A 21,741-nucleotide genomic window follows, 5' to 3' on the forward strand; every position below is an offset into this window, starting at 1 on the left:
GGTTTTTTGTTGTTTTATTCTAAGTTAAATATAATTATGATTACACTAAAAAATATATGTTTTATTTATATTGAGATTTTGATATTCTTTCTTTAAAGCTTTCATCTGTAATAAATGCGCTTATGTACACTCTACTTAATTTAAGTGGATCTTCTTTGCCATTCCCCCAGCCTTTATCTATTGTAAATCCTAATGTGTAACCGGCGTCTTTTGTTATATTAACAATATCATCATTAAATTTCCCAAAAGGGTATGCAATACTTATGACTGGTTTTTCTATTAACTTTTCCAAATCTTGTTTTGATTTTGTTATAGTTTCTATTTTATCTTCTTTTGAGATTTCTAATAAGTTATCGTGATTTATGCTATGACTTCCTATTTCCACCCCATTCTTTGACATTTCTTTTATGTGATCACTATTTAAATAATTTGGATCCTTATCTATTAATCCTGATATTACAAAGATTGTAGCAGTGTATCCAAACTCTTTTAATATCGGATAAGCATTATCATAGTTATCCTTGTACCCATCATCAAATGTAATTACAACTGAATTTTTAGGAATTGGTTTGTTCTGAGTTATATAACTCTGCAACTCTTGTAATGTCAGAGATACATAATTATTGTCTTTTAAATACTTCAACTGACCTCTAAACTTTTTAGGAGATATCCGAAGCTCGTTATCCTCAGATTTCTCAACTGAATGATAATAAAGTATAGGAACCCCCACTAAATTATCCTTAAGTTCCATGCCTTCAAACCTATTTTCAAGCTTTTCTGCTTTCTTTTCATTAACATTATGTTTTTGGTTGTTTTCTTTCACTTTACCTTGCTCTTCCTCTTTACTGTTGTTTGTAGCATTAACTTTATTATTTTTTGATATATTATCATTATTTCTAACCTTTAATATTAGTGATCCACAAAATATACTACAAATAAGTATCAAAGCTAATGCAATTATAATTTTGCTCTGTTTCTTCATATAATCACTCCAAACGCTTTTTCAGCTTTAGCTAAACAATTTTAATCCTTTTTAAATTGTGAACTGTCCCCCATTAACAGTTGTTTATTAAGGGGACATTAATTATGAACTGTCCCCAATTAATATAGACCTTTATTAAGATTATCTGTATTATTTAAAACTTCATCCACAAACTTCATAACTTCCTCTTCATACTTAAATTTATTCACTTCAATAGACTGTGCATGTCTGGCACCTTTTGCTATATATAACCTTTTTATTCCTACTTCCTTTGAATCATACATAGCAACACTCATATCCCATGGTACAAATTTATCCTTATCTCCATGGATAAACATAATTGGTATCGAGGTTTTTCTAACAACCTCAATTGGACTTATGAAATTGAAACTAAATTTTGCTTTTCTTACGGCCCTTTTGCTCATGAGCTTTAATATTGGCTTCAATAAAGCACCTTTTTCCTTTACCTTTCTTTCTAACAATTCATTCAAACTAGAAAATGCACAATCTGAAATAATAAACTTAGCAAACTTATTGATTTTAGCATATTGAAGTACGGTCGCAGCGCCCATCGACTCACCATGGAGTCCAATTATCTCACCTTCACCTTTTTTATTTATTACCCAATTAACAAATAAATCAAGATCTTCTTTTTCATAATATCCATAAGTAGAGTATTTACCCTCACTTTTAGAATGTCTTCTTTGATCGTATATAAGGACATTCCAACCTTTTTCTAAAAACATTGATATGTATTTTATTGAATATGCTAAACCAACAGTTATTCCATGTACAAAAATCATGGTTTTATTAGATTCATTATTAGACTTTATATAAATACCCCTTAATCTTAAGCTATCCTTTGATTCTATAAAAAATTCTTCTTTTTTTAACGATTTATAAAACTCATTATCTATAAGCCCTCTTTTTATTTGTTCCTTAAACATTACATCTTCAGAAGTAACTTCTCTTACCACTACTTGCTGGAAATAATATTTAACTATAAAATAAATCACTGAGAATATAATCAATAGAATCATTAAAATATATATGATCACATTATACATGTTTAAGCCCTCTTCCTTATTAAAAATTAATTCAGTAAAAGCTTTGGGGACAGTTCACAATTACTTATTCTAGTTTTCCATTTATTATTAATCGTTTTGTTGCACCGGGTGTACATGTTACTATAGTTAACGTGGCATCTTCAGTTGAATCTAGTACACCTACATCTTCTGGCTCTACTATCCTTTTTTCTGTAACATTATATTTAAATTCTCCCTCTTTACTTCTAACTATTATTTCATCTCCATTTTCTAACTCATCCGCTCTTTTAAAATACTCACTATATGTGTAATTTCTATGTCCTGCTACTGCAAAGTTGCCCTTTTGTCCTGGTAGAGCTGTTCCTTCAAAATGTCCTACTGCAGATTTTAAAGTCTCCATATCACTACCTTCAGCCACAGCTGCTGTAACATTAATTTTAGGTATAATCATCATTGCTATTGCATTATTACCCTCTTTATTATGCTCTCCACTAGGTGAGCCTTCTTTGCCTACATTATCCTCATCGTACTCTCCCATATCTCTTAGGGTTTCCTCAAACTTAGTTATCATATCTTTTTGTTTTTTGTTTGAAGAAAGTCTCATGAAAATAGCACTAGATATAATTAAAATGCCAATTACTATAAGTAATGTTCCTGCAACCCTCTTTTTATCCATATATATCCTCCTTATTTAAATTCTTAATTTTATTATAAATCATTATCTTATTTAGTCTACAGTTTATAGTCTTAATATCCTTGTGAACTGTCCCCATTTTATTATCATATTAAGTAATACCATTAAGCAAATTTAAAAACTCGATGATTTTTATACTTTTACCTTCTTAACATTAATGCCTTATTTATCTAAATATTCTTAACATTTGTCATCTTTTATAGTATACTTAAATAAAGGAATTCTATGAAATAGTGGGGTGACTACATTTTGAAAAATAATCTTATATCCGTAGACTTCCATTCAAAAAAGGTATTAGATTCTGACAAAAAAATTAAAAAAAACATCTTTAAATTAATAATTTTTCATGTTAAAAACTTGTTTCATTTAAGTTCTAATAAGAGTTTTCCACCTTGTCAGGTTCACCAATTTAGGAAAACCTTATAATTTATCATGTTTTTCCTAACTATACTATAATTTATATATTAAATAGCCATAAGGGATAAATTACTTTTTATTTCCCATGGCTTTTTAATATTTTTATTTTTCCATGAAACTTCTTTCTAAATTATGCTCTAAACACGACTTCTTCCCGACTGAACATGAATCTCGCAAAGAGTAGAGAAATAACTATATAAGCTATAGTCCATCCTATTGTTATAAATATATGATTATAATTATAAATACCCATTATCAGTTCTTTCAAAAGGCAAACTGAATTAGCTAATGGTATATGAAAATAAAAGTTTTCTATACTTTTAGGATCTAACATATATGTTGCGTATACTGGAATTATAGTTATTATGGTAAGTGGTGTTAAATAAGTCTGAGCTTCTTTAAATGATCTTGCATATATGCTTATAGAAAGTTCTAATGCACCAAAAACCATAGTTGTTAATATAGCAACCATACCTATTAATATCATAGCTTTTGGTTCTATACTAAAGCTTGTAGCTGAAGCATTTCCATTAGACATAAGCCCGCCACTTTGTTTCATTGCAATCATTACCCCTACGAGTGATGCTATAGTTGTTACTAATCCCATGACTGTAATTGCTAAGAATTTTCCCCACAGTAATGACATCCTGCTTGCCTTTGTAGTTAATAAAGGCTCTAATGTTCCTCTTTCCTTTTCCCCAGCTCCTAAGTCTGTAGCTGGAGCAATTGGTCCTGATACACTATACATAACAAGTAATAAAGGTAATAATAACGATAGCATAAATTTACTAAAGCCCTCAGACTCTTTTTCAAAAGTTTTAACTTCCAAATTCACAGGAGTTAAAAGTTCTTGTTTTATACCTCTTAATTCAAGCCTTTTTGCCACAACTTCTTTAGAGTAAATATCTATATAACCCTTAATTTTAGATAATGCCATTTGAGATTGCTGACTAGAATTATCATAGGTTACTATAACATCAACCATTTCTTCCTTTGAAATTAAGTTTTCAAAGCCTTCTGGTATTTCTAATGACATAAGTATCTTTCCACTTTTCATATCTTCTTCTATGCTATCAGTTTCTATGAGATTTATCCCCTTCTGATCTTTTATGAACTGTCCCATATCACTATTTGATTTATCTGAAATAGAAATTTTAAGATTATCCTCTACTGACTTTGATGTTTTGCTTATACTTTTACCCATAACCATAAATAATAAAGGAAATATAACAAGAGGTATTACAATACTTGATATAAGGGTCTTCTTATCCCTGAATATATCCATTAACTCTTTTTTAAATACTAATAAGGTTATACTCTTATTCATTTTGGGAATCCCCTCCTATTAATTTAATGAAAATGCTCTCCATATCCTGGTTATTATACTTTTCTTTAAGTGTATCAATTTTGCCATCTTCGACAATTTTTCCTTTGTTTATTATAACTACTCTGTCACAAAGCTTTTCAACTTCATTCATCATATGACTAGAAAATACGATTGCTTTGTTTTCTTCTTTGCAATGAAGTATAAAATCGTGTATTATCTTTGATGCACTTATATCTAATCCTGCTGTTGGTTCATCAAACAGCATAATTTTAGGATCATGAACAATAGACCTTGCAATAGCAACCTTTTGTTTCATCCCCCTTGAAAACTTTCCTACTCTTCTATCTATATATTCTTCCATATTAAATGCCTTAACTAATTTATTTATTTGTTCTTCAGCTTTTTGATTTGAAACACCATTTAATTGGGCAAAATATTTGATGTTTTCTCTTGCTGTAAGCCTGTCGTATAGTCCAACTTCTCCACCGAATAATATACCTATCTCACCTCTTACCATATGAGCATCGTTTACTACATCATAATTATTTATATTCACTGTTCCTGATGTAGGTTTTAACATTGTTGCAAGCATTCTTAATGTAGTTGTCTTTCCTGCTCCATTTTCTCCAAGCAATCCAACAATTTCACCTTGACTTACTTTAAAGCTAATATTATCTACTGCTTTTACTGATTTAAATTGTTTGCTTAGTCCAATTACTTCTACCACAAAATCACTCCTTTTAAATAAAATAAATTAAAAGACTAAAAGATTAGATTAAAGAGATTAAGGGGACGGTTCATAAGTACAGGTCTTTAGTTTGTCCTTATTTAATAACAGAAAATATAAATTAATCATCATTGCATATCTAATGCCTATTAATTCTCCTAATCATTATATCATCTATTAACAAATAACTACCAAAAAAATAATATTAATATAAAAAAATTTTTATATTAATAAATTCTTTATACTATCATATTAAGTCTTGATTTTCTTATTAGTTTATGTAAGACTAAATATAAATAATTGTAGGGACAGTTCATAATTTTAGTTAGGAGGGTTTTTATGCGAATTGGGTTAGGATATGATGTTCACAAATTAGTTGAAGGTAGATCTTTAATATTAGGTGGAGCAACTATACCTTATAAGTATGGATTGCTTGGACACTCAGATGCAGATGTGCTTGTACACGCTATAACGGATTCAATTTTGGGTGCAGCATGCTTAGGGGACATAGGTACACATTTTCCAGATAATAATTTACTATACAAGGATATATCAAGTTTATCCCTTCTAAAGAAGGTTTATGACTTGGTTTTAAAACAAGGTTTTTCTATTGGAAATATAGATGCTACTATAATTGCTGAGGCCCCTAAACTATCGCCTTATATTTATGAAATGAGAAATAACATTTCTAGTACTCTAGACATTGATATTAATCAGATCAATATAAAAGCTACTACAGAAGAAGGTTTAGGTTTCACTGGCTCAGGTGAAGGAATGGCATCACAAAGTATTTGTTTATTAGTTAGTAATAAATAAACGAATAGACAGTTTTATATGAAAAGTATAGTTTACTTTATACTTTTCATATAAGCTTACTTTAATTTTACATTTTACGTTTTATTTTTAATTTTTGAATTAGCATACTTGTTCATAAACACGTCTAATTATATTCTTATACCTTATATCTTCCATTACTAATTCAATTCCATTAGAGCACAATCTGGATAAATTTGCTTGAGAATTATTAATTAAAATCTTTCCTAATTCCTTATATGACATATTGCATAAATTTCTACATAATAATATGAAAATGCTTTTAAATTCACATATTTCTCTGTTATTTTTCAAAAACAAAGCATCTTTTTTTAAATTGAATCTTTTTAACAATATGCTTAATATAACTAAATGTGACTTATCTCTATAAATTAAATCCCTGTCACTTTTATATTCATAGTATCCTTCTTGCAATGTAAAATCATAATCTTCAAATTCTGTTTCACTTACACTTATTTTTAACATCAATTTATATCTTATTTTAAATCTTTTATAATTTCTAGAAACTATATTTATTATTACTTTTTTATCTAGTATATCTTTAGGATCTTTTCTTATTCCTAAATAAATTGCAAGGCTAGAATAAAAATAATTTTCTATATTGTTCTTATATTCAGCAATGTCTTTAGGATTATTATGTATATATAGACTTAATGCTATAAGATATCTCTCATTATCAACTATTTTGCTTTTGAACCTATCTTGAAACAGGTGACCATAACGATCGTATTTTTTATTATAATATTGAGCATAACTTTGGTTAATACCATGCATTATTTTAGATATATCCCCACCATTACAATCTATTATAATATGAACGTGATTTGACATAAGACAGTAAGCATAAATCTTAAATCCGAACTGAATCTTATATTTTTTTATATACATCATAAATTTATCTTTATCATTATCCTCTTTAAAAAGACTTACATCACTTATACTTCTTAGCATTACATGATATATACCTTCATTATTTCTTACTCTAGCAGATCTTGGCAAATTAATCACTCCTACATATATATCTTCAATTTATAGTTAGATTATTAACCAAATTGCACATAAGTATACAAAAGGAGATTTATACAATGTTTGTGAACTGTCCCACAAACTATATAAGTTCTATCCCTTTGACACATAAATATTATCCTTTATAAAAAATCTCCAATCAAAATCTTTTGCTTCTTCTGAGTAATCGATATTTATTCTTTTTGATGTTTCTATTGTGAATTGTTTGTCTTTATTATCTAATATATAAAAGTCATCTCCGCGCATGTCAATACCATTATCTTCCTTAGTTATGTTAAGAGCAATGCAAAGCTTTCCTGGGCCATTAGTTAAATTTACTTTTTGCTTTTTAGTAATGTCATTAAAATCTTTACCATATCTTAATTTACTCATAATATCAATTCCATCTATGGGTTCCACCGCTCTAATTAAGATTGCCTCTGGTTTATCCATGGTGCTTGCAACTATATTCATACAATAGTACATGCCATAAATTAAATACACATAAGCAAATCCTCCATCGCCATACATTATTTTAGTTCTATTTGTTGCCTTTCCACTATAAGAGTGTGCAGCCTTATCTATAGTACCTCTGTAAGCTTCAACTTCTACAATTTTTGCAACTACCATATCATTGCCCACTTTTTTAACTATTAGATTACCTAAAAGTTCCTTCGAAACTATCAATGCATCTCTTCTATAAAATTCTCTACTTAGCTTTTCCAAAATATCAACCTCCTAATTTTAAAATAAAGATAACTTTAATATAAATATGTTATTCAATATCTTATATTATACTCAATAATATAAGTTTTATTAATAATTATCTAATTCTTACTTATTAAAGGTTATTAGACATCATGAACCGTCCCCGGTTTTTATTTCCCTACCAATTCTTTATTTTAATTTTTGTATTATAATATTTAATTGTTCTCTCCTCACATTTATATTATATTTAAAACAAAACAAATATTAAATAGAAATAGTTCACAAAAGTATACTTACACTTACATACTTGTGAACTGTCCCCAAATCCCATTTTTCTGTTTCTTTAAACTTAAATTTAATTTCATCTGATATAAAATATATTAAAATTAATTCTTCATCTTTAATTTTACCTATAACATTAACTCTTGTATCTTCTGGTAAATCCTTTTTGCAAATTTGTAATTCACCTGAATACCTTAAATAATTAAAGTTATCTATAGTCACATAGCCCATCTTTCTAGGTATATTATTAAATTCATTAACTTTATCTTTTACACCTAATTCTAACCTGGATTCTTAAGATCTTATAACATCCGCTGATGCGTCGCTTCGGTTAGAGTGAAAGTCTCTAAAAATAATTTTCTTTTCTACATCACAATTACTTAATACTTCTATATCAAATTCTATTACTTTTTCATTTACACTTCCTACACTTATTAATTCTTCATCAGATGCTGTACTATCACCAAAAAACACATTATTTATTCCCATTGCGTATAAATGCTTAGCTGAAATCCTTGATAATGTTAATCTGTGAATTTCTAGAGTAGAGAGTCCTTCATAAATAGGTCATCTCTTATTAACCAAGGATGGTATATTGAAACCTACCTTGGTAATATCTAAATGTGCCTTTTAATTTATTGATTTTATTTGTAATTGTGAACTGTCCCCTATATTTACCCCATACCCCACATTTACACATTTACAATTGTGAACTGTCCCCCATATCCCCCACATTGTCCTTACGGTCTTTTATAAATTTATCTAAGTATACTTTTACTACTGCTACTATTGGGACAAACAAAACCATTCCGATTGGTCCATACAGTCCACCACCTAATGTAACTGCAAATATTACTAAAAATGGACTTAATCCAACTTTCCCACCTATTAACTTTGGATCTAGGTACCATGCATCAAATTGCTGTAAGACTAGCAAGAAAATTAGTGAAATAGTAGCTTTTATAGGACTGAAGAACACATTTATTGTAAATGCTGTTACCATGCCTATAAATGGTCCAAAGTAAGGTATCATATTAGTAATTGCAACAATAACTGCTATAAGTAGGGCGTAAGAGGACCCTATAATACTTAGTCCAATAAGAGCAATTACTCCTATAATTGATGAATCTATGGCTTTAGTTCCAACATATGCTCCAACCATATTGTGTAGATTTCTTGTTAAGGATATTATTTTAATACTAAGTTTTTCTTTTAAAATTAAGTAGCACATCTTTTTAAACCAACTAATTATTTTTTCTTTATCATATAATATATATATGGCTATTAAAAATCCGAATACCCACTTTATAAAGGAGCTCGTAAAACTTATTGTTTTAGACAACATGGAATTCAAAAATGACATACTAATATTACTTACTTTTGCTAATATATCATCGAATTTGAAACTTGAAAGTGTTGATGAATTAAGCACATCACTTAATCTACTATTGTTTATTAAATTATTAAACCACTTTTGAGTTTCTTCTGCAAAATAAGGTGTGTTTTTTATTATATCAATAATACTATTACTAATCTTTGGTATCAAATATATGCTTGTAATAGTTATAATACCTACTATTAATAAATAGGTTAGCAGTATGCTAATTCCTCTTTTAAGTTTAAATCTCTTTTCAAAAAGTTTCATTATTGGATTTAATATATATGCTATTATAAATGCATATATAAAAGGAGATATTGTAGCTATAAGGTTAGTAATAGCTCCAAAAAAATACGCATAATTATCTATAACTTTTATAAGTACATACGCTGCAACAATTGCAATTACTAAATTAAAATACTTTTTTTCTTTGTACCTTTTAATGTTCAAATCTCAAATTCCTTCCTTAGTAAAATATATTTTATTTTATTTAAATATTTTTTTGAAAAAGTCATCTTTTGCTTTTAAAAATCGTCATTTGTTTGATCTACATCTATTACCCCAAGATCTATTTTTATTTTAATACTTCCATTACCTTCATCTTTATTAAATGTATTTCCACTGATCTTTTTATCATCTACAGTTATTTTACCCTTAGATGTTTGTAAACTTAACCTACTCTTATTTCCAGATTCTAATTTTATCTTACCATTATTACAATTTATATCGGCCTCATTTATTTGGCTACTTTTCACATCTACAGATGAAATATTAGATTTTATATTTAATTTTTCAATATCGCCTAAAATGTAAACCTTTATGTTATTTGATGATATATTGATATTTCTAGTATCTTTAATATTAATGTTACCATTATTAACATTTAAATCTATAGATTTAAAATTACTTAATATAAAGTTACCATTATTATTATTTATTTTAAGATCTGAATCGCTCATATCATCTTCATTTTTTATTTCAGCATTATTAAAATTTAAATTTATATTACTACTACTCGGAACATAAATAACAAGGTTAATGGCCTTTATTTGATTATCATCTAACTTTACATATATTGTGCCATCTTTATCTTCCATCTTTATCTGATAGCTATCATCATAATAATTATTAGACACGTTGATATCCCCAACTATTCTGATGCTATCATTTGTGGACCTTTTTAAATTTATTTTTGCATTTTCTCCATCTACCTTTATATTTTTATTTAAACTATAAAATTCTTCATCTACATTTATTTTTCTTTCATCACTATATTTGTCTATGTTAAATTCTTTGACTTCACCCTTATCAAAGCTTTTAAATTCATCAATAACTCTAATTTTAAATCCATAAAAACCATCCATGATTAAAAAAATTATTACAACAATTACTACAACAAAATTAAATGGATGACTTACATTATCCTGTTCTTGTATTCTATTAGTTAAAAGGCACTCTATTCCAAGTATAATAAATATTCCTGGCCAAAATTTAAATATGGTAATTGACATAGCAGGATTTATTTGTTTAACAGTTAATACAACCCCTAAAAATATCAATGATAACGCTAATGTAAATGTACCTAACTTTTTCATTTCTTTCACTCCTTACCCACTTAAATATTTACTATATTATATTATAAATATATCATACTTTAATCTATTTGTACTTCAAAATTCCCATAAATTAATACCATTGAATATAATCAAATCAAAAAATAGCGTGTATAAAATAATTTTCATACACGCCATTAAACTAATTTAATAAATTATGTTTTATATCTATTGTATGTCATTTACATAACTTCCAATAGTTCTTCTTGGTTTTTCCACATATCTTTTCTTTTCTAACTCTTCATCCGCTTCCACTTGTCTTTCATCCATTATAGAAAGTCCAGTTTTTAAATAGTACGCACCAGTAATTGCTGAAATTATATCTGCTGCTGGATAAGAAATCCATGTTCCTTTTACTCCAAATAATCTTATAAGTATAAACAATATCGGAATGAATATAAGTAACTGTCTATATATTGACAGCATTAATGATAGCCTTGCTTCCTCAATAGCTTGATAGTAATATATAGCTACAAAGTATATTCCTACACAAGGAAATATTGATATTACAATCCTAAAGTCCTTTACAGCTTGGTACAATATATCTGTTTCCTTTATGAAGCTCCCTAAAATAGGTCTTGAGAACACCATCATAGTTATCCAAACCACTATAGATGTTACAGTAACTGCTACAGTTGCCTTTTTCACTACTTCTTTAACCCTTTCATAGTTCTCAGCTCCATAGTTATATGCAACAATAGGCTGCATTGCCGATGTGATTCCAAGCATTGCAATATACATAAACATAGATACCCTTGATACAACACCAACTATAATTATGGCTGTATCCCCATGAGCACTAAGTACATTATTTAATATAACTGCTACAACAGCATCTGATATTTCTATTATAAATGTAGAAAATCCTATAGTTATTATAGATTTTGTGATATCGCCTTTCAAATTTAGGCTTAAAGAAATGTTGAAATTCTTTTTTATCTTTAGAAAATGATAATATGCATAAGCTGCTGATAAAATTTGTGATGCTACTGTTGCAATTGCTGCACCTTTAACTCCAAGTGGTATGGCAACAACAAATATATAGTCTATAATTATGTTACAAACTGCACCTATAGATATAGCTATTAAATTAGCCCTTGAATTACCTAAAGCTATTAATATATATCCTATTATTACAGTAAAACACTGAAATATCCCACCTATTATTACAATGCTAATATAGTCATTTGCATAAGGATATATAGTGTCTGTAGCTCCTAAAAATTTGATTATGTTACTTTTAAAAATAAATATAAGAGTTATTATAATAGACATACTTATTATCATTAAGGTTAAAGCATTTGCTATTATATGTTTTAGTTTAGATTGATCTTTTTCGCCAAGTGCTCTAGCAACGGCTGTTGATGCACCTACTGCTATTAAAAGTCCAATGGATATCATAAGTCTTTGGACTGGAAAAGCTATTGTGAGTCCTCCTATTGCCGTGGCTCCTATAGCCCTTCCTACAAACATGGTATCCACCATATTATAAAGTTCTCCTACTAATAATGATATTATTGCTGGTATGGCAATCTTTAATAATACCTTTGTAATATTGCCCGTGGCGAATTCTTCCCCACTTTTGGCAATAGACTTACTGCTTAATGCCACACTAATCACGTCTCCTTTTAATTGGTTGTTATAAATTTGTTTCAATAGAGACTTAATTTCGTATAAAAATCAAACATTTAAAATTTATAATTTCCATACGGTATTGTGTATTCAATATACAATTTCCAAATTTATATTTTAATATATACTAATATTAAATTTATATTAAAATATAAATTCACATTAAAACTCTATACTATAATTGTATTAGAAAAAAGCACTTAAGTACACTCACTTAAATGCTCAGAATAAAGTACTATTTTGCTTTGTTTCAAAAGAACACTTATATGCAAATAAACAAAAACACACCTTAATAATCGTACTTTTGTACCCTTTTGAGTTCAAAAAGGGTAGCTCCGTAACCTTTTACCTTACTTACTATGTTAAATACAGAACTCTTTTTAGCAAAATTAAAAGATATGTTAGGAAAAGATGCTTTTTTGAAAAGTTCTAATTCTTCATCATTTATTCTATTTGGTTTTCCAAAACTTGACCAATAGTTGTATACTGATCCTATAGATTCATTTATCTCATATTTAGTTATAGTATAATCATCCATTAGATTTATTATATTTATAGAAAAGTTTCTTTCAGCTATATTTTTACTTCCTCTTCTTTTTAAAATATCATGAAAAGATATTATTTTATCTATATCTTCATTATAAGTATAAATTAATATTTGAATATCATCTCCAGATTTAGTTACAATATACCCTTCACCTTTTTCAATTAAGGCATTACCAAGCTTAGCTAATAAATAATAAGCATAGTATGAAGGTTTTCTTATTCCATTTTGCGTTATTATACCGTTATCCCCCATAAATATCTCATTATTTAGATCTTTATCAAAATCAGTTTGATCAAAGGCCTTAAAATAAAATCTATTACCATTCAAAGAGTTTTCAATTATATGCGGTATCATATAAGAAGTATCATATATAGCATCTCTATTAGTAACATCCATTTTTACATTTATTAATTCGAAGTGGCACTCTAAAAGCTCTTTTAATTCTCTAATATTCTCTAATTGATCCATTGCCTCTAAATCTTCTAAATTAGAAAGTTGAATTCTCCACTTATGAACCTCATAATCTCCATAAAGTTCTCTAAAAAACTTTATAAAACTTTTAAGAGCGTTAACCCCTTCTGATGAAAACATAGACTTTTCTAACACTATAAATGGCCTTAAATTAATAGACAATAAAAATGCTATCACTCTTCTTACTTCTTGCCAATTATAAAAATCACTATATCCTATAGCAACTCCCATTTCTTCTGAAAAGACTTTATCTATTAATGCATATTTAAACTCTATGTCATTTTGTATTGAAGTGATGAATGTTCTTTGCTTTTCTTTTAATAAATCCCTTGAATCACCGAGATTTATGAAATCATTAAACTCTTCTTCAAAATCCTTCCCCTCTGATGATGCATCTACATTTAATTTAAATATTCTATCCTCATAATTAAATCTATCATAATCTTCAAGATATAATAACATATACTGTAAAGATTCATTTAAATCTAACATTTCAATTTTCTTCATATTTTCTAAAACTTTTTCATCTACCTTATACTTTTTTCTATACTGAAAAGGCGTACACTCATAATGTCTTTTAAAATGCTTATTAAAATATCTTATATGAGAAAACCCAAGTTCATAGGATATTTCAGATATAGTCTTATCAGAATCTAAAAGAAGCTTTACAGATTCTTCAACTCTAGTTAAATTTAAAAAGTCCTTAAATCCATATCCTACAGTATTTTTTATTTCATGAGAAAGATAGTATGAACTCAAATATTCTTTTTTTGCTATATCCTGTAGGCTTATTTTATCCTTGTAGTTATTGTATATATATCTAACAATTCTATCGTACCTTTCAAATTGTTCACCATTTTCCTTTAAATCTTCCTTTTCATATATTAATTGATGAAAGTTGTTTATTAGATGATATAAAAGTTCTACTAAAGCCTCATCAATATAATCCTCATACTTATCGCCCTTTTGAATAACCTCACACAAAATTATAGATAAATATCTTCTAAGAACATGATATTTTCCATCTTCTTGCGCACCCTCTTCTGAAGAGTTTGTATAAAAAAACACACTTCTTATATCGTTAAAATACTTTTCGAAAAAGTTAGGATCTATTTGAAACATTAAAACCTTATTAGACTCCCCCATACTTTCGTAACTATGAGCTTCATCACAATTAATTATTTCAAGTTCCCCTTTTTCTAGTTCATATATTTCTGTTTCAATCGTTATCCTAAGCTTACCTTCAAGCACATATAAAATTTCTACGCAATCATGCCAATGTATTGGATAACCTTCTATATTAAGTAAAGAAACATTTACTGGAGTTTCTTTTAAGTAACTTATATATTCTTTTCTCATTTTTCCTCCTGTATGCAACATCTTATATATTACATATCTTATATATTACATATTTTATATATTAATTTTATTCATATCTATTATACTATAAAATCTTAGTTCATATGAAATATTAGGTAACAGTGTATCTAACACTAAGTATAATCTATTTTCATTGTGTTTTTTACATTATTCTACTTATTAAATGTGTTTTCCCCAATATATTTCCCGGGAAAACACATTTGAAATATCAAAATAAATATCAAAATGCACGAATATGACTCCACTTTAATTAATATTAATCGCGTTAATATTAATTAAAGTGTACATCCTCAATATTTTCAAGACCTTGAAAGACGTAGAATTCCTCATTTTATCGAGCATATTTTTATATAAAATCTATGGTGATCATTACTTTATCTCATACCTTTTTATATACCAATTTTTCATTATTTGAGTTAATAATATATAGGATATTATTATAACTGACAATATTAAATAATAGATAACTGGTAATTTAGTAAATCCAAAAGCAGATGCTAGTGGTGAATTAACTAGTATTATTCCAGCTGCTACTATTAGTAGTGAGGTTATAGTAAGTGGCTTACTTGCTCTACTTTGTATAAATGGAATTTTATTAGTTCTTATAACATGAATTATTAATGTCTGTGTTATTAGTGATTCTAAAAACCATCCTGATTGAAATAATGCCGGCTTATCAAAAGCATGAAATCCATATAACATTATAAAATAAGTAGTATAATCAAATATAGAACTTATAGGCCCTATGTGGAATATATATCTTTTTATTTCTTCTATATCCCATCTCCTTGGTATACTTATCCACTCTTTGTCTACAGTATCTGTAGGTATTGTAGTTTGGGAAATATCATATAATAAGTTATTTGTTAAAACTTGAATTGGAAGCATTGGTAAGAACGGTACAAATATACTTGCACCTATAACACTAAACATATTTCCAAAATTAGAGCTTGATGTCATCTTTATATATTTAACTATATTACCAAATATCCGTCTTCCCTCAAGCATAGCCTCTTCTAGTACTAATAAATTATTTTCTAAAAGTATCATATCTGAAGATTCTTTTGCTATGTCTACAGCAGTATTTACAGAAATACCTACATCAGCTACTTTAAGAGCTGGCGCGTCATTTATCCCATCTCCCATAAAACCAACTACGTGACCTTCATTTTGAAGAGTTCTTATAATTCTTTCCTTATGCATTGGTGAAAGCTTTGCAAATATTGTTGTATTTTCTGCCTTAACTTGAAGTTCTTCATCTGATAGCTTATCTAAATCACTACCAAGTAACAATGAATCTACTTTAAGATTTACTTCTTTACATATCTTTCGAGTTATAATTTCATTATCTCCTGTTAGTACCTTCACATCTACATTATATTGATGAAATTTATCTATAGCTTTTTTTGAAGTGTCCTTTGGTGGATCTAAAAATGCCATAAATCCAAGAAGTGTTAAATTTTTTTCATCTTCTACAGAATATTCCTTTTTATATGCATTTCTAACATTGTACGCAATTGCTATAACCCTAAAACCATCTTCATTTAAATTCTTAACTATAGCTTTTGTTGACTCTATCATTTCTCCTTTAAACATTTCAGTTCCATCTTTTGTTTGGTAATTGTTACATATACTTAAAACTTCTTCTACAGCTCCTTTGCATATTAAAACATCTTCCATACTTTTATTTCTTACAACTACTGACATCCTTTTCCTCATAAAATCAAAGGGTATTTCATCTGTTTTTTCATACTTTCCATCAATATTATAGTCTTCTCCATCTAATTTATGTTCTAATATAGATTCATCCATGATATTTTTTAATCCTGTTTGATAAAAACTATTTATATATCCATATTTCAAAACTCTACTACTATCTTCTCCATATATGTCTACATACTTTTCTAACATTACCTTCCCACAAGTTATAGTTCCGGTTTTATCTGTACATAAGATATCCATAGCTCCAAAGTTTTGCAAGGCATTTAACCTTTTTACTATTACCTTTTTCTTAGACATTACTATAGCACCTTTAGACAAATTAACAGTAACTATCATTGGAAGCATTTCTGGTGTTAATCCAACCGCCACTGCTATTGCAAACAAAAAGGAATCAAACCAATTACCTTTTACAAATCCATTTATCAAAAAAACTAAAGGAGCAATAATAAATATAAACCTTATCATAAGCCAAACAAACTTATTTATCCCCTTATCAAAATCCGTAATTTCTTGTTGCCCTCCAAGTTTACTTGTAAGTTTACCAAAGTAAGTTTTATTACCTGTATTTAAAACTATTGCTATTGCTGTACCACTTTCCACGTTAGTACCCATAAAGCATAAATTAGTATTTTCAAAATCATTATCATAGTCCTTATCATATACAACCTTTTCAACAGGCAAGGATTCACCTGTAAGTGTAGATTGATTTACGAATAAATCTTTAGATGTTATTAGTTGTACATCTGCCGGTATCATATCTCCTGACGAAAGGTGTACTATATCTCCAGGTACTATTATCTTAAGTGGAATCTCATTTACCTCCCCATCTCTTATAACTGTTGCTGTGGTGCTTACCATGGACTTTAGTTGTTCTGCTGAGTTATCTGCCCTAACTTCTTGAACAAATTTTAAAACTACACCTAACGTTACCATTATCACCATTACTATGGATGCCTTCTTATCCCCACTTAAGTAAGAAATTAAAGCTAATGCCATAAGTAATATTACAAGTGGATTTTTCATATTCTCATATATTCTTTTTATTATAGTAGGTTTCTTTTCACTGTCTAATTGATTAAATCCATACTCATGTAATCTATCTTCTACTTCCGCTTCGGTTAACCCCTCTAATGAACTATTTAGACTTTTTAATAATATATTTATATTTTTACTTTCAAAATTATTTAACATCTCTTTTAATACCATAGTAATTTCGTTGTAGAAAATCTATATGTACTTATAGATTTTCTACAACATTTCACCTCCTTTTATTGGGCATCACGCTCCTTTCCTAGATGAATATCCGGAAGGGGGTCTATACCATCTGATTGATTTCCACCTTTTTCATTTTCACTATTAATAATACCTTCCTCCAAAAATATCCACCTCCTTGAAATATAAAAAAAATCTCTTCACCCAGCGGATGAAGAGATTAAATTGCTCATAAAAATAAAGATTACTCCATTCGTTGAGCTTTAGCACTATATAACTTTGGCTTTGTTTTAAAACATACCAGCTACATTAGGTAAAGCCTTAATCGACAGTACCTGCTGACCCGTTGGCGTCTCTCGACATTTCTGGGTAGTAGCTTATATTTATATAGTAACCTCACCTAACGCTTTTATATTAAATTTTTATTTTGTATAGTTAATTTTTATCTTTTTATAATAAAACTAAGATTTTCAAAAGTCAGTCATCACTCTAGACAAATACCACATTTACAATTAATACAAGCTATACCTTATACTAATATATTGACTTTTTCTGTTTTTGTGATTATTTTGTTGATTCTCTCTTAGTTTTATTTACGTCCATTATCTTCTTTACTATGTAGTCATACCCTTTAGGTGAATGTGGCATTAAACAATTTGAACAATCTTTTATACCATTAATATCATTCTTATTTCCACCGCAATCTTCTAAAAAATAAAGTGGACAATAGCAAAACAAACAGTTAAACTCTTCTTCATTTTTAACTTTGTGACAGGGAAAATACTTACACCCATCGTTTTTAAAAAACCTATAATTATTATCCATACAAACTCCCCCCTATTTTAAATGTAATTTAAATTTAAAAACTTTTGATATGTTTTTTCATAGATTAGTTAACCACTATATTTAAAACTACACCTTAAATATACATATTAGGAATTTAAAAGTCAACATCATACACAACTTAATAATAGATAGTTTTATATTTAGCAACAATTATTTAAACATATTTAGCCACTAAAACTTTGCTACCTTTGTGGTTTAAGGAATACTCTTACACATTATTAAACCCTTTTATAATAAATATTAAATACATACCTACAACTTAAGTATGATTTGTTATAATCTAAATATACTAAACCAAATACAAGGAGGACATTTTATATGGAACTAAAAAAAATCAATGGAAATAGTTATTACGTACCCTCCGGTACTAATATTGGAGTATATACATTTAAAAACAAAAATTGTATTCTTATAGACACAGGTATAAATAACACTTCTGCTAGAAAAGTAGAGGAAGCTTTATTAGAAAATAATCTTCATCCTAAATATATAATAAATACACATAGCCACCTAGATCATTGTGGTGGTAATAATTATTTTTCAAACAATTATCCTGGATGCATAACCTATGCTTCTTCAAAAGAAAAGATTTTTATGGAGAATCCTGAAATTATGCCTTATGCACTATTTTCATCCTACGCCGCTAAGGAACTAAAAAAATCTAATACCCCTATAAATGTTGACGAAGTACTAAGTTATGGTACAAACAAAATCAACGATGAAAAGATAGAAATAATTTCATTAAAAGGCCACTCTATGGAGCAAATAGGAATAATAACTCCTGATAAAGTATGCTATCTTGGAGATTCCATATTTAGCGAAGAAATCATAAAAAGACACCCTTTCCCTTATCTATATAATATAGAAGAATCATTAAATACCTTAGAATATATAAAAACCTTAGATGCTGACTACTTTATGGTAAGCCATGCAAAAATCATATATTCTAAAAATGAAATAATAAATCTTGCGGATATCAATATCGAAAATATACAAAAGTATATAAATCAATATTTAGAGCTGTTAGACCAACCTTTAACAAGGGAAGATCTTTTAGAAAGCATTGCCCTATTAAATGATATACATTTAGGTTTTAATGAATACTATATAAATTTAGGTGCTACCTCTGCCTTTATAGCTTACTTATATAATAAATCATTAATCAATCACTCTACAGAAGATGGCAAGCTATATTACTTCAAAAAGTAATCCTTTTTTTTAATATCATCAATAAAATATTTTATAAACTATAAATACTTGTGAACTGTCCCCAAGTATTTATAGTTATGAACCATCGCAATTTTGCATGTTATTCATGAACTGTCCCCTAGTATCTATAGTTATGAACTGTCCCCTATCTTCCTTATATCTTTTATATAAAGTTGTTGACTTAATATTCTGAATAGTATATAATTAGTTTAACAACATGAATTAGCAAAACTGTCCTCCTCATATATAAATTGCAAATAAATATAAATAGATTGTAGGAGGTGATAAAAGATTTATAAGGTAAAGGTAATACTTCTAGAATATTAATAAGAAAAGAGGTGAGACCACCAGAAAGTTAAATTTCACAAATAAACCATTTAAATTTGTTTTCCTCTTTTTAAAGGGTTAATTTTAAATATAACCATTAAGTAATATCTAAGAGAGAATAACAAGTGCATCTAAGGAAGGAGACCCTATATTGACATACACAGAAAATAGTCCGCCAAAAAACAATGAAAGTTAGGGCGCTTACTAAAGGTATTTATTTAAATAGTAAGCACTCTAACTTTTTAATGTTATTAAATAGCGTTTATTAGTTATCCTTTGCAAAATAATCAAAATAATACTTGGATCAATTCTTCTTTTGTAATATTAGACATGTAATTAGACATATCTACATCATTTAATGCTTCAACAACAGCGGTTCTTTCGTGTTTTATTCCTTTAAGGGTATTTTCTAAAGCTATTATATCTTCTCTACCAAAGAAGTCTCCATATATTTTAATTTCATTAATAACTCCAAGCTTTACATCAATATTAATTTCTACTGTTCCACCTTTAAACTTCTTCTCTTCTTTAAAGTTATATTTAGGTGACTTACCGAAGTTCCAATCCCAGGTACTATACTTTTCTTCTCTAAGTTTAGTTATAATGAGTAATTCTTCTTCTTTAAACACTTCAATACTTGCATCCTCTTTAACAACTAAGTGGTTAAATATTGCCTCTTTAAATTCTAATACATTCATAGGATTATGGTTTAAGTGATCACTTATATTAGTAACTCTGCTACTAATAGACTTTACACTTTTATCTGTAAATTTAATAGGTTTTGAAACAAGTGCTTTGCTTAAATCAGCCATACTTGAAGAAAATAATAAAGTACCGTGATGCATTACCCTATTCTTATGCTTGCACTGAGCATTTCCTGAAAATTTCTTACCTTCTATTAAAAGATCATTTCTTCCTGAAAATTCAGCCTTAACTCCAAGTTCATGTAAAACTGAAATTATTGGCTTCACAAACTTTTCGAAATCATTAAAGCTTTGTCCATCATTTACTATAAATGTGAAGTTTATATTTCCAAGATCATGGAATACAGATCCACCTCCTGTAAGTCTTCTAACTACCTTTATATTATTTTCTGTTATATAATCTAAATTTATTTCAGAAAGTGTATTTTGATTCTTTCCTACTACTATGCAAGATTCGTCTCTCCAAAGCATAAAACATTCCTCATCAGTATGCTTTAATAAATATTCTTCTGATGCTAAATTAAAATAAGCGTCTGTATTTAAATTATTTATATATCTCATGTTATTTCTCCTTTGTCTTTAAATTTTCAAAGACTTGTTATTAAAACCTTTATTTAAAACCATAATCTATTTATTAAAACTATTATTTTATATTTATAGAATTGAAATTCAAGATTT

The 21,741-nt window shown here is 28.0% G+C and carries 17 protein-coding genes, 1 pseudogene and 1 riboswitch; of the genes and pseudogenes, 2 read left to right on the forward strand and 16 right to left on the reverse strand.

All coding sequences use genetic code 11. The features are described from left to right. Positions 1-61: 61 nt before the first annotated feature. The 5 genes from DY168_RS11420 to DY168_RS11440 form a co-directional block, all read right to left on the reverse strand. On the reverse strand, positions 62-982 hold the full coding sequence (locus DY168_RS11420; RefSeq protein WP_115641847.1) for a polysaccharide deacetylase family protein: 921 nt from the start codon (positions 980-982) through the stop codon (positions 62-64). A 119-nt stretch (positions 983-1,101) separates the two neighbouring features. Next, positions 1,102-2,049 (reverse strand): alpha/beta hydrolase, encoded by a 948-nt coding sequence (locus tag DY168_RS11425; RefSeq protein WP_115641848.1) that lies wholly within the window; start codon positions 2,047-2,049, stop codon positions 1,102-1,104. A 64-nt stretch (positions 2,050-2,113) separates the two neighbouring features. Further along, on the reverse strand, positions 2,114-2,704 hold the full coding sequence (locus DY168_RS11430; protein ID WP_115641849.1) for a class D sortase: 591 nt from the start codon (positions 2,702-2,704) through the stop codon (positions 2,114-2,116). Between the two features lie 565 nt (positions 2,705-3,269). Then, the gene (locus DY168_RS11435) at positions 3,270-4,466 is read right to left on the reverse strand and encodes an ABC transporter permease (RefSeq protein WP_115641850.1); all 1,197 of its coding nucleotides are present in this window, start codon (positions 4,464-4,466) and stop codon (positions 3,270-3,272) included. After that, a complete protein-coding gene (locus DY168_RS11440; protein WP_115641851.1) occupies positions 4,459-5,193 on the reverse strand; it encodes an ABC transporter ATP-binding protein in 735 nt (244 codons plus the stop codon). Before DY168_RS11440 ends, DY168_RS11435 begins: the two co-directional genes overlap by 8 nt. A 339-nt stretch (positions 5,194-5,532) precedes the next feature. Here DY168_RS11440 and ispF point away from each other — a divergent pair, with 339 nt between their 5' ends. Next, positions 5,533-6,009: a 2-C-methyl-D-erythritol 2,4-cyclodiphosphate synthase gene (gene ispF / locus DY168_RS11445; RefSeq protein ID WP_115641852.1), complete on the forward strand. Its 477-nt coding sequence runs from the start codon at positions 5,533-5,535 to the stop codon at positions 6,007-6,009. A 99-nt stretch (positions 6,010-6,108) separates the two neighbouring features. Here the strand turns inward: ispF and DY168_RS11450 are convergent, their stop codons facing one another. From DY168_RS11450 to DY168_RS11495, 10 genes and pseudogenes are all read right to left on the reverse strand, one after another. Further along, on the reverse strand, positions 6,109-7,026 hold the full coding sequence (locus DY168_RS11450; RefSeq protein WP_115641853.1) for a transposase: 918 nt from the start codon (positions 7,024-7,026) through the stop codon (positions 6,109-6,111). Positions 7,027-7,146: 120 nt separating this feature from the next. Further along, positions 7,147-7,758, reverse strand: coding sequence for a DNA-3-methyladenine glycosylase (locus DY168_RS11455; RefSeq protein WP_115641854.1), 612 nt, complete (start codon positions 7,756-7,758; stop codon positions 7,147-7,149). A gap of 261 nt (positions 7,759-8,019) precedes the next feature. After that, a pseudogene (locus tag DY168_RS11460) lies at positions 8,020-8,301 on the reverse strand (phospho-sugar glycosidase domain-containing protein); the annotation flags it as partial. A gap of 15 nt (positions 8,302-8,316) precedes the next feature. Further along, positions 8,317-8,586, reverse strand: a complete 270-nt coding sequence (locus DY168_RS11465) for a MupG family TIM beta-alpha barrel fold protein (RefSeq protein WP_115641856.1) — start codon at positions 8,584-8,586, stop codon at positions 8,317-8,319. A gap of 136 nt (positions 8,587-8,722) precedes the next feature. Further along, positions 8,723-9,850, reverse strand: a complete 1,128-nt coding sequence (locus DY168_RS11470) for an AI-2E family transporter (RefSeq protein ID WP_115641857.1) — start codon at positions 9,848-9,850, stop codon at positions 8,723-8,725. 74 nt (positions 9,851-9,924) lie between these two features. Then, positions 9,925-10,995 carry a DUF4097 family beta strand repeat-containing protein gene (locus tag DY168_RS11475; RefSeq protein ID WP_115641858.1) on the reverse strand — a complete coding sequence of 357 codons (1,071 nt, stop codon included), beginning with the start codon at positions 10,993-10,995 and terminating at the stop codon, positions 9,925-9,927. Between the two features lie 186 nt (positions 10,996-11,181). Continuing rightward, the gene (locus DY168_RS11480; protein WP_242984119.1) at positions 11,182-12,624 is read right to left on the reverse strand and encodes an MATE family efflux transporter; all 1,443 of its coding nucleotides are present in this window, start codon (positions 12,622-12,624) and stop codon (positions 11,182-11,184) included. 310 nt (positions 12,625-12,934) lie between these two features. Next, on the reverse strand, positions 12,935-15,022 hold the full coding sequence (locus tag DY168_RS11485; protein WP_115641859.1) for a helix-turn-helix domain-containing protein: 2,088 nt from the start codon (positions 15,020-15,022) through the stop codon (positions 12,935-12,937). Between the two features lie 390 nt (positions 15,023-15,412). Continuing rightward, on the reverse strand, positions 15,413-17,956 hold the full coding sequence (mgtA, locus tag DY168_RS11490; RefSeq protein ID WP_242984120.1) for a magnesium-translocating P-type ATPase: 2,544 nt from the start codon (positions 17,954-17,956) through the stop codon (positions 15,413-15,415). 262 nt (positions 17,957-18,218) lie between these two features. After that, positions 18,219-18,392, reverse strand: a riboswitch (M-box (ykoK) riboswitch). Positions 18,393-18,541: 149 nt separating this feature from the next. After that, entirely contained in the window at positions 18,542-18,802 is a 261-nt protein-coding gene (locus DY168_RS11495) for a cysteine-rich small domain-containing protein (protein WP_115641861.1), read from the reverse strand. Between the two features lie 339 nt (positions 18,803-19,141). On the opposite strand from DY168_RS11495, the gene DY168_RS11500 reads away from it, so the two are divergent. After that, positions 19,142-20,032: an MBL fold metallo-hydrolase gene (locus DY168_RS11500; protein ID WP_115641862.1), complete on the forward strand. Its 891-nt coding sequence runs from the start codon at positions 19,142-19,144 to the stop codon at positions 20,030-20,032. A gap of 614 nt (positions 20,033-20,646) precedes the next feature. Here the strand turns inward: DY168_RS11500 and lplA are convergent. Continuing rightward, positions 20,647-21,624, reverse strand: coding sequence for a lipoate--protein ligase (lplA, locus tag DY168_RS11505; protein ID WP_115641863.1), 978 nt, complete (start codon positions 21,622-21,624; stop codon positions 20,647-20,649). Between the last annotated feature and the right edge of the window lie 117 nt (positions 21,625-21,741).

This window comes from Clostridium putrefaciens, assembly GCF_900461105.1.
Taxonomy (GTDB): Bacteria; Bacillota; Clostridia; order Clostridiales; family Clostridiaceae; genus Clostridium_L; species Clostridium_L putrefaciens.